This is a genomic window from Chryseobacterium sp. SIMBA_038 (genome assembly GCF_046535115.1).
Classification (GTDB): Bacteria; Bacteroidota; Bacteroidia; order Flavobacteriales; family Weeksellaceae; genus Chryseobacterium.
In genome coordinates this window covers 1,344,418-1,353,591 of sequence record NZ_JAWRXH010000001.1, presented here as the reverse complement: position 1 = coordinate 1,353,591, position 9,174 = coordinate 1,344,418, and the positions used below count along the sequence as shown (strand labels likewise).

General features: G+C 37.6%; 10 protein-coding genes. 4 read left to right on the top strand and 6 right to left on the bottom strand.

The window, feature by feature from the left end; all coding sequences use genetic code 11:
* Positions 1 to 838 precede the first annotated feature (838 nt).
* Entirely contained in the window at positions 839 to 1,195 is a 357-nt protein-coding gene (locus SB689_RS06160; protein ID WP_410691274.1) for an MBL fold metallo-hydrolase, read from the top strand.
* Positions 1,196 to 1,212: 17 nt separating this feature from the next.
* Complete coding sequence (locus SB689_RS06155; RefSeq protein WP_410691273.1) at positions 1,213 to 1,896, top strand: hypothetical protein; 684 nt, start codon at positions 1,213 to 1,215, stop codon at positions 1,894 to 1,896.
* A 2,997-nt stretch (positions 1,897 to 4,893) separates the two neighbouring features.
* Here SB689_RS06155 and ygiD read toward each other — a convergent pair.
* The 3 genes from ygiD to SB689_RS06140 all read right to left on the bottom strand — a co-directional run bounded on the left by ygiD (position 4,894) and on the right by SB689_RS06140 (position 7,418).
* Positions 4,894 to 5,913: a 4,5-DOPA dioxygenase extradiol gene (ygiD, locus tag SB689_RS06150; RefSeq protein WP_410691272.1), complete on the bottom strand. Its 1,020-nt coding sequence runs from the start codon at positions 5,911 to 5,913 to the stop codon at positions 4,894 to 4,896.
* Between the two features lie 22 nt (positions 5,914 to 5,935).
* Positions 5,936 to 6,502 (bottom strand): ester cyclase, encoded by a 567-nt coding sequence (locus tag SB689_RS06145; protein ID WP_410691271.1) that lies wholly within the window; start codon positions 6,500 to 6,502, stop codon positions 5,936 to 5,938.
* Positions 6,503 to 6,587: 85 nt separating this feature from the next.
* Positions 6,588 to 7,418 carry a helix-turn-helix domain-containing protein gene (locus SB689_RS06140; RefSeq protein ID WP_410691270.1) on the bottom strand — a complete coding sequence of 277 codons (831 nt, stop codon included), beginning with the start codon at positions 7,416 to 7,418 and terminating at the stop codon, positions 6,588 to 6,590.
* A 174-nt stretch (positions 7,419 to 7,592) separates the two neighbouring features.
* Between SB689_RS06140 and SB689_RS06135 the strand changes: the two genes are divergently transcribed.
* Both SB689_RS06135 and SB689_RS06130 read left to right on the top strand, forming a co-directional pair.
* Positions 7,593 to 7,772 carry an SDR family NAD(P)-dependent oxidoreductase gene (locus tag SB689_RS06135; RefSeq protein WP_410691269.1) on the top strand — a complete coding sequence of 60 codons (180 nt, stop codon included), beginning with the start codon at positions 7,593 to 7,595 and terminating at the stop codon, positions 7,770 to 7,772.
* Complete coding sequence (locus SB689_RS06130) at positions 7,711 to 8,253, top strand: SDR family oxidoreductase (RefSeq protein WP_410691268.1); 543 nt, start codon at positions 7,711 to 7,713, stop codon at positions 8,251 to 8,253. The genes SB689_RS06135 and SB689_RS06130 overlap by 62 nt, the downstream gene beginning before the upstream one ends.
* Before the next feature lie 24 nt (positions 8,254 to 8,277).
* On the opposite strand, the gene SB689_RS06125 is transcribed toward SB689_RS06130, so the two are convergent.
* From SB689_RS06125 to SB689_RS06115, 3 genes are read right to left on the bottom strand one after another with little or no spacing between them, the layout of a single operon-like run.
* On the bottom strand, positions 8,278 to 8,409 hold the full coding sequence (locus tag SB689_RS06125; protein ID WP_410691267.1) for a hypothetical protein: 132 nt from the start codon (positions 8,407 to 8,409) through the stop codon (positions 8,278 to 8,280).
* Positions 8,406 to 8,702 carry a hypothetical protein gene (locus tag SB689_RS06120; RefSeq protein ID WP_410691266.1) on the bottom strand — a complete coding sequence of 99 codons (297 nt, stop codon included), beginning with the start codon at positions 8,700 to 8,702 and terminating at the stop codon, positions 8,406 to 8,408. The genes SB689_RS06125 and SB689_RS06120 overlap by 4 nt, the downstream gene beginning before the upstream one ends.
* Positions 8,703 to 9,125 carry a hypothetical protein gene (locus tag SB689_RS06115; RefSeq protein WP_410691265.1) on the bottom strand — a complete coding sequence of 141 codons (423 nt, stop codon included), beginning with the start codon at positions 9,123 to 9,125 and terminating at the stop codon, positions 8,703 to 8,705.
* Positions 9,126 to 9,174 lie beyond the last annotated feature (49 nt).

Sequence of the window (9,174 nt, the reverse complement as noted above, 5' to 3'; positions counted from 1 at the left end):
TTAGTAAGTTTATAAACCGAAAATCCTCCTTAAAGATTTAAACCAAAATGTCTAAATTGGTTTGAAGACATACATTTAATGACCAAGAGAATGTCAATAATTTCTAATAGGTATCATTTACTAAAATTTTTTTTATGTTTCATACCTAGAATTACCAAAACAATAAAAAAGATTAATCTGGCTTATTTTGGAATCAAAAACAAAAAAAATGGCTCAATTTAGATTAAATTGGAGCCATTTGGGCGTTTGTGAACTTACCAGGACTCTATTCAAACCATTTACTACAAGACATAGATAATATTTTGAAGGTTCTAGATGGTATTTAAGTTATACTTTGATATATTAAAAATCATAAGAATACCAAATTGTATTCAGGATTTGTCTCATTTAGTGATAGGAGCGATGGCTGGATGTTTTTACCTTGGCTGCATTTTTATCCGTTTCATATTGAAAAACTTCCTAATCCAGTTATCTAATCAATCAACAAGTGGTATATGCGGCATGGAATTAACTGGCTGATTATTAGTTAGATTTTGCCGTTCGGTTGGATTAGTGTAGTAGATTGCCAGTAGTTTACGGACAAATCGATTATATTGTATAGGTAAAATCCTTATTTTTATAAAAAACTAAAAACTCTCAACTATGAAACTACAAATTACCCAGATGGTCAATCGGGGCAAGCATGATTATGAGAAGGTACTGATCAATACCTTAGATAATACGAATCTCCTTCTTTCTATACATCAGGATCAGAACAACGATTCCAGAAAATCACTTTGCACATCTAAGATTAAAACAAACCTTTAATTTAAATCGACACAAATACTCCAACGATAAAATGAGTTTATTGATAAGAATTTTACAGACAAAATGTGGTGATTCCATACTTATAAAATTAGGTAAGGCACCTGTTCAAAATATATTGGTTGATTCGGGTTATGTGGATACCTATAAAACCGCGCTAAAACCACAGATGAATGAATTTGACAAACCAAGTGAAAATTTTAAACTGTGGATTCTAACCCATCTTGATGCGGACCATATCAATGGATCTGTTGCTTTTTTTCGTGACAAAAAATTCGCACCCTCCCGAATGCCGGAAGAAATTTGGTTCAACTGTTTCAACCGCTTCAACATCATTGAGAAATCGTCCGCAAAAAGTGTAGAAAAAGGTATCGAATCAGAGACTTTCTAAAGGGTACCAAAACGCTATTGAACAATGAAGTCCTTGCAGAAAAACAATGGGAGATTAATGGACTAGCAATAGAGGTAATTGCGCCAGAAAAACCCCAATACGATTTGCTGGGGGAAAAATGGGAAAAAGAGGAAGCAGCATTTCATAAAAAAAACTCCAACAAGCTTAAAGCTGTAGAAGAGAGTGACTACAAATATCCGATAGAAGAACTAGTTAAAAAATCCGATAGGAAAGAGAGCAAGAAGGATATTAATAACTTGAGCAGCATAGCGTTTATATTAACCTACGATGGTAAAAGGATCTTGTTTCTAGGTGATGCAACCCCAACAACAATAAAGCAGGGATTACAGGAATATCTGAACAAAAGCGGTGAGCAGAGGATCAAGTGTGAATACGTAAAGTTGCCGCATCATGGAAGCATCTATAATTATAGCGAATCGCTCTTTGACCTGATCGACTGCAACCAGTTTGTTATCTGTGCCAATGGGGATAACTCGCATAAACTTCCAAACAAGGAGACGCTCTCGAAGATTTTATGCCACCCTAAAAGGAATATAGAAGAGAAAATAAATTTCATATTCAATTACAGTAATCCGACGTTAAAATCGATATTCAAGGTTGATAAAAGCGCAAGTAAGAAATACAATTTTGACTGTTCGTTCCCTAAAGGATCTGAAAAATACTATGAAATAAAACTTTAGCGCTCATGGGAAATGGGAATTTAATTTCAAAAGTTGCGGTTAGGATAAATTCTAAAGATAAATATACCGGCAGTGGTTACGTTTATCTACCCAACGTGGAATCTGAATGGATTTACATTATTACAGCTAAACACTGTATTTACGGTAAAGCATTTAGGGCCTTGCCTGACGAGAATAGGATTAAAATATCAAGAAAGATAGGGGATTCGGATGGACTTGTCTCTTATCAGTTAACAGACTCCGATTCAATTATTGTAAAGAAACAAAACAAACCGGATATTGTTGTGCTCCGAGTGTGGCGTAAAAGTATAGAAGCCGTTTTAGGAAAATTCCCGGTTACTTATCTTTCAAATTTTGAGCAGGAAGAGCTTAGCGGTGTTTTCAAAGGTTTTCCTTCGCTGACCAACAACGAGATTCCTTGGACTGCCAATGTTAATATTATCGCTCCAGATAGTGAAGGGGCGAATATCCATGGGCAATGCAGTATAGATTTCAACGATGAAAATACTTCTGGGGACTACAATGTAGAAGGCTTTTCCGGAAGTGGTTTATGTATTGAAGTCAATGGGAAATTATTTTTAATAGGTATAGTATCTGAGTACCACGAAGCAGGGCGCCGTTTCGTAGCCGGTAAAGTGGCTCCTTGGATAACAGATCAAATTAAGGATATGGCCATAGTAAGTGCTAGGGCTGAACGTGTTCTTCCATCAGAAAATGTGCTACAGCATAACAAAACGGCTATTCGCTCCCTTGGACCGCGATATTCCCCCGATATAAATGTAGAAGTTCCGATCCTTCGAAATTTTGAGTCACTTGCAGCAACCAAAGTAAAAAGTGAAGAACTAGAGCAGGCCTTAAAAACGGTGACTAATGCCTATACAAGACTACTGGATCCCTATTCAAAATTGATAAAGACTGAACGGACTCATTTTAATAGGAAACGGGTGACTATATCCTTCTCTGATGACCCATCTGTTACGGTAAGCGGTAAAGGAATTATCATTGCCATCGGTGAATTTATATCATATTTTTCAAAAGCATTTAAATCCGAAAGACTGCTTGAGCTTGACTGGTTAGAGCTCGCTAAGAAGCGACGTAGAATGTATGATTTCAGTTCGAGACTTTATAGCATGATCTACTCAAATCGTAGCTCTAATATATTTACGGCCACGGTTGTATATGAGGATTTTGAAAAAGCTTCTTCAAATCTGTATCAGGAGTCAGAAATGTTTCTTGGAGCGGGGTATGGGTACGGCGAGCAGGTCATCGTCCTAGATGGTGAGCCGGGATCCGGAAAGTCACATCTTCTGGCAGACATCGTGACGAAAAGAGCGATAGAAAATAAATTTACCCTGTTTTTCCTCGGGCAGAATTTTGATGGAAAAAACGAGCCTTGGAATCAGATACTGACGCAACTCAACTTCAGTTGTGATCTGCAAACCTTTTTTAACATTGTTAATGAAAAAGGTAAAATTATAAATGAGCGGGTCTTAGTAATGGTTGATGCCATTAATGAAGGTGAAGGAGTTGTTGCCTGGAAAAGTGGTTTTCGGGAGTTTATCGAACATATAAAACCATATCCATACATGGGACTCGTTATCAGTTACAGGACAACGTATAGGACATTTATGTTTGGGGATGATAATTTTTTAGGCATCCGTACAATCCATCATTCTGGCTTTTCTGGCTTTGAGCGTGAAGCATTTGCCTCTTTCGCAAAACACTATGGTGTGCCTGTTGATAGTATTCCGGTTCTTACCAAGGAATTTGGTAATCCATTATTCTTGAAACTATTATGTATTGGGCTGAAAAGGGATACAAGCAATATCAGAAATTTGAAGAAAATTGGTATTGACAGGATATTTAGATACTACATTGAACATGTTAACCGTGAAATAGGACAAGGAAAACACTTTAAGTATGCGTGGCATAAAATAAACCATGTCAGCCGTGTTCTTAAGCGTTTTACTTCTACTGTTGTGGTTGATGGTGAGCGTGACATCGAATATGAGAAAGCTTTTTTGCTTACTGAGGATGTTGTGCACCGTTTTTTGGGAAAACCCCAGTTTTTGGATAAACTTATAGAAGAAAATATTTTTATCGACAGCATCAGATATACATCACCAAAAGAACTAGGTTATTGCGTTACCTATGGCTACGAAAGGATGGGAGATCACCTGATAGCGACAGAACTTATAGCCGGTCTTCAATTTCCACTGGCATCGGATTGGCACAAGGTAGGAATGTTTGGTAAAATTCTTTTAGATCGTGATTCAAGAATAGAGAATCAGGGATTAATCGAAGCCTTAAGTATCCAGTTTCCAGAACAAAAGCAGACTGAATTTTTTGAAGTCCTACCTGACAACTTACGATATGATCTATCAATCGTAAAGGGTTTTTATACTAGTTTTTCTTGGCGTGTTGTACAGGTCGACACCAACAAACTCGAAACGTTTACCGAAGGTTATATAGAAAACCAAGGTCTATCGAATACTTCATTCTATGACGAGATCGTTGGCATGTGTTTAGAGACGGATCAGCCTTTCAATGCCCATTTTCTGCATAGAATGCTGCTTGGTTTCTCATTGGCTGACCGTGATGCATCATGGACAATTTATTTAAGTGACAAGCATACTGATGGTTCAGAAGATAATGAGATAAATGCGGTATCAAGGCTTTTGAAATGGGGCTGGGGGATTAATGATGGATCTGTTTATGACGATGAAACAATAACACTTGCGGTGACAACGATTGGTTGGTTTCTGACCAGTACCAATAGAAGCCTGCGGGATATATCGACCAAAGTCCTGATTTATATTTTCCTGACCTATCAGGATCACCTGCTTGATTGGATTGAAAAGTTCAGGTCTGTCAACGATCCATATGTAACCCAGCGTGTTTTTGCAGTTGCATATGGATGTGCCATAAAATCCTCCGGGGAACGTCTAAAATCAATAGCAGATTTAGTTTACAATAAATTCTTTAAAACTACAGAGGTTAATCCGGATATACTCGCCCGCGACTATGCAAGAAGTATAATTGAATACGCTGTCTTCCGCAAAGTAGGTGTTTATGAACGTGATAAAATGCGTCCCCCATACAAGAGTTATATTGAAACCACACTTCCATCCAATAAGAAATCTCTGCCTTGGAAGAAGAAGTGAAAAATGGTACTGGAAGTGAATTTAATGGCGCTACCTTAATTTTCAATTCGATGGTGACAGAGAAAGGTAGAAGCGGTAAGTAATGTTCAGGAGTTGGGATAGACATTTGAACTTCTTTTCCCAACTGGTCATATCTGATTAAAGATTTGTGGTCGCCTTTTGTGATGAGGTTTTTCAGTTTTTCATTCGCAGTTGTTGCCCAGTCAAAAGCATATCCCGGAACCATCATTTTATCCCACGCGGCCATTCTCAGATTGTGAACGGTATTTCCACTTCCGATAATTAAAACGCCTTTTCTTCTCAATGCTGAAAGTTCTTTTCCTAAAGCATAATGATATTCAGGACCTTTGGTATAGTCCATACTCATTTCGATAACAGGAATATCTGCGTTGGGATAAAGAAATTTTACAACCGTCCAGCATCCGTGGTCAAGCCCCCAGTCTTCATTCAGTCCAACTTGTGTCGAAGTGATGAGTTTCTGTGTTTCCAAAGCCAGGTCCGGACTTCCCGGCGCAGGATATTGCACATCAAATAATGCCTGAGGAAATCCGCCAAAATCGTGGATGGTCTGTGGCTGCTGCATTGCGGTTACAAATGTTCCTCTTGTTTCCCAGTGTGCAGAGATACAAAGGATTGCTCTCGGTTTCGGCAATGTTTTTGCGACAGCCTGGAAACCCTGTGTAAAGATGTTGTCATCAATTGCATTCATCGGGTTTCCGTGTCCCAAAAAAAGTACCGGCATTCGTTCTGTGGGAGCCAGATTGTCTGTTAAACTGTGCAATGTATTGAGTTTCATCGCAGCGGCTCCAAGTGGTAAAAGTGCCATAGCTTTTAAAAAATCTTTTCTATTCATAAAAAATCTGTAGCCAGATTTGTTATTTGTTCATAATTTGATCCATATAAGACTTGTTGTCCCAGAACAGGTACTCTTCGCTCATTGTTCCGTCTGTATTCCAGATTCCGATGGTTGCCATTGGAAGTTTGAATTTTTTTCCTGTTGGCTGAATGAATGTTCCGTCACCAAGCGGCATTGGTTTGGTGAAAGTCCCTTCCATATAACCCATCACGGCAGTCATATTTCCGCTACCCAATTTCAACGGGTGTTCTTTGATTCTTGTATCCGGTGCGTAAACGAACATTGCATCCAAAGTTTTGATGTGTTGCTCAATTCCTTTTTCGGTGTGTCCGTCAGGGAAATGTACCAGGATATCTTTAGCGTGGCTTTCGTGAAGTCTCGTCCAGTCTCTGTTGCTGAATACGGTGTAATCCAAAGTGTCGAAAGTTGCTAGGTTTTTAGCGATGATTTCGTTGGACGCAGCTAATTCTTTAATTTGTTTTAAAGCTTTATCAGATTCAGCTGATTTTTTAGTTTGTGCGTTGGCTGTGAACATTGTTACGAATGCTGCAGCGATTAATCCTTTTGTTAAGAATGATGTTTTCATTTTTTGTTTGTTTAAAAATTATGGTACAAATTTCCGAAACAAACGATATGAAGAGATAACACAAATCGGCAGAATAGTTGTGATTTTAGGAAATGATCTTTGCCATTTCTTTTCGGTATTCCGAAGGCGTGAAGCCGGATTTCTTTTTAAAAGCGTGGGTGAAATAGGTTTTTTCATTAAAGCCAAGCTCGTAGCCGATCTCGGCAATCGTCTTATCGGTGGTGAGTAGGAGATTTTTGGCTTCGGTCAGTTTTCTGGTTTCAATGATCTCTGAAACGCTTTGATGTAAAATATCCTGACAGATGAGGTTCAAGTTTCTTGTACTCATAAAAAGCTTCTCTGCATAGAAATTCACATCTTTGGCTTCCATAAAATATTCATCCAAAAGTTTCAAAAAATTCTTGAACGTATTGCTCTGGATTTTTTTAGATTCATCATTATTGAGGTTGAGCTTTTTCCTTTCTGATTCAATAATTGTAAATAAACTGCTGAGTAATTGTCGTATAACTGACAAATCGGGGTTTGGTTGATTGTATTCCTGAAAGATAATTTCACAAATAACATTCAATCTGCCAAAACATTCATCCGTTTTCAGACAAATGTTCGCCTTGTCGTGATACGTAGAGTAGAGCTGAAAAACCGTATCAGCAATGAATTCACTTTTAAAACGAATCGCCCAGATGTCACATTTTCCATCTTTTGCCAATGGTCTCACGCGATGAACTTTGCCCTGCGCAATGAAGCTGACGAACGGTGCGTCCATTACTTGAGATTTAAAATCGATAAAATGTTCCAGCTGACCGGACTTTCCAATCAATAATTCTTCGAAATCGTGGTTGTGTGGTTCATTGTCTAACTCGCTGATTCTTTGGGATTCAGCTAAATCTATTTTAAACATTTTGAAAATGTCATTCATCATCTTAAATTAAACAATAAATTTAATGAAATTTGCTTTACAACAATCATTATTTTGTACTGAAGCTATAGATAAATTATTCAGCCAGATTGTTTTTTTTGAACATATCTTTTGGTAAATTTATGTCTTAACACAGTTTGATTAAAATCAACAATAGCTTAAAAATAATCCGTTATGAATATTGACCTCAAAAATAAAAACGCACTAGTCGGTGCAGCTACGCAAGGAATTGGAGTGCGAATTGCAGTAGAATTGGCAAAATGCGGAGCCAACGTGACTTTGATGGCTCGGAATGAAGAGAAACTTAAAAAATCTGTTGCTGAACTTCCTGTTATTAATGGGAATGGCGGTTGATAAAGGTGTTGATGATTTCCAGAAAGCTTTTGATTTGCTTTTTAAAACCGTTTGTGAGACGACCGCTTTGGCCTTACCTTATATGATTGAACAAAAGAACGGACGAATCATCAATGTTTCCTCTTTGTCTGTGAAAGAACCTATCAATAATTTGGTGCTTTCAAACTCGATCCGTTCTGCGGTTGCTGCGTGGTCAAAGTCTTTGTCTAATGAAGTGGCGCAGCATAATGTGACCATCAATAACGTGTTGACCTGCTATTTTGATACCGAAAGAATTCAGAAATTAATTAAAGTTGAATCTGAACAAACTGGAAAGTCACCTGAAGAAATTAGAAAAGCGAGAGAAAACAAAATCCCGATGAAACGTTTGGGAAAACCTGAAGAATACGGTCATCTCGTAGCCTTTTTGGCTTCAGAATATGCGGCTTACATTACCGGAACGAGTATTCCGCTGGATGGCGGATTGGCGAATGTTTATTAAATAAATGCAAAGATCGGATAAGCTCTAAAGTCTTTTTTCTGAAAGCTTTGTAGGTGCGTAACCAAAACGTTTTTTAAAGGCAAAAGAAAAGTGCGATAAGTTTTCGAATCCTGTTTCGTAATATACATCTACCGGTTTTCTTTTTTTCTCGCTCAATTCATAATATGCGAGTTCCAAACGTTTCTCGGTAAGCCATTTTGTGGTGTGGTTTTAAAAGCGATCTTAAAATCCTTTTTAAAGGTCGTCAGGCTTCTTCCGGTGAGATAAGCAAATTTTTCAATCACCATATTGAACATAAAATTCTTCTCCATAAAATCTGCAATACTGATCTTTCCGGGTTCTGATAAATCAGCCAAAATACCGTCTATATTTTGATCGATATTGCGAAGGATGGTCAGTATTTCCTCTATTTTTAAAGCGGTTATTTTTTCAGGCAGTTCACTTTCCAATTAGAAATATGGTTGTATTGATGAAAAAAAACTTTCCAGCAAAGGATGTTTTTCAAAGGTGAGGATCTTCTGCTGATGATGTTCTGATGATCTGATGGGATTTTTAGTAAAAAAAGTCTTCAGCCTCTCGGTGGTCAGAGTCATAACCACAGATCTGTAGTTTCTGCCATCTTTCGGATATTTGATCAGCGTACATAATTGATTTCTAGGGAACAGCAGCATATCGCCGGATCCAAAAGTATGTGTTTTATCTGCCAAGATGATCTTCATCTCACCTGAGATGATCTTTACAAAAGAATGGTGCTCAAGGACAATTTCATCCTTGAAATATTTTTCCTCTATGCAGGCAAGAACGATCTCAGCATAGTTGTTTTGTTTTTTTTCTGCTATAGAACTTAAATCTATCAAATTTACAAAAAACATATCAGAGCAGTTTTTTTTTGCTCTGAAATGTTTTTATTTCAACTTCTGA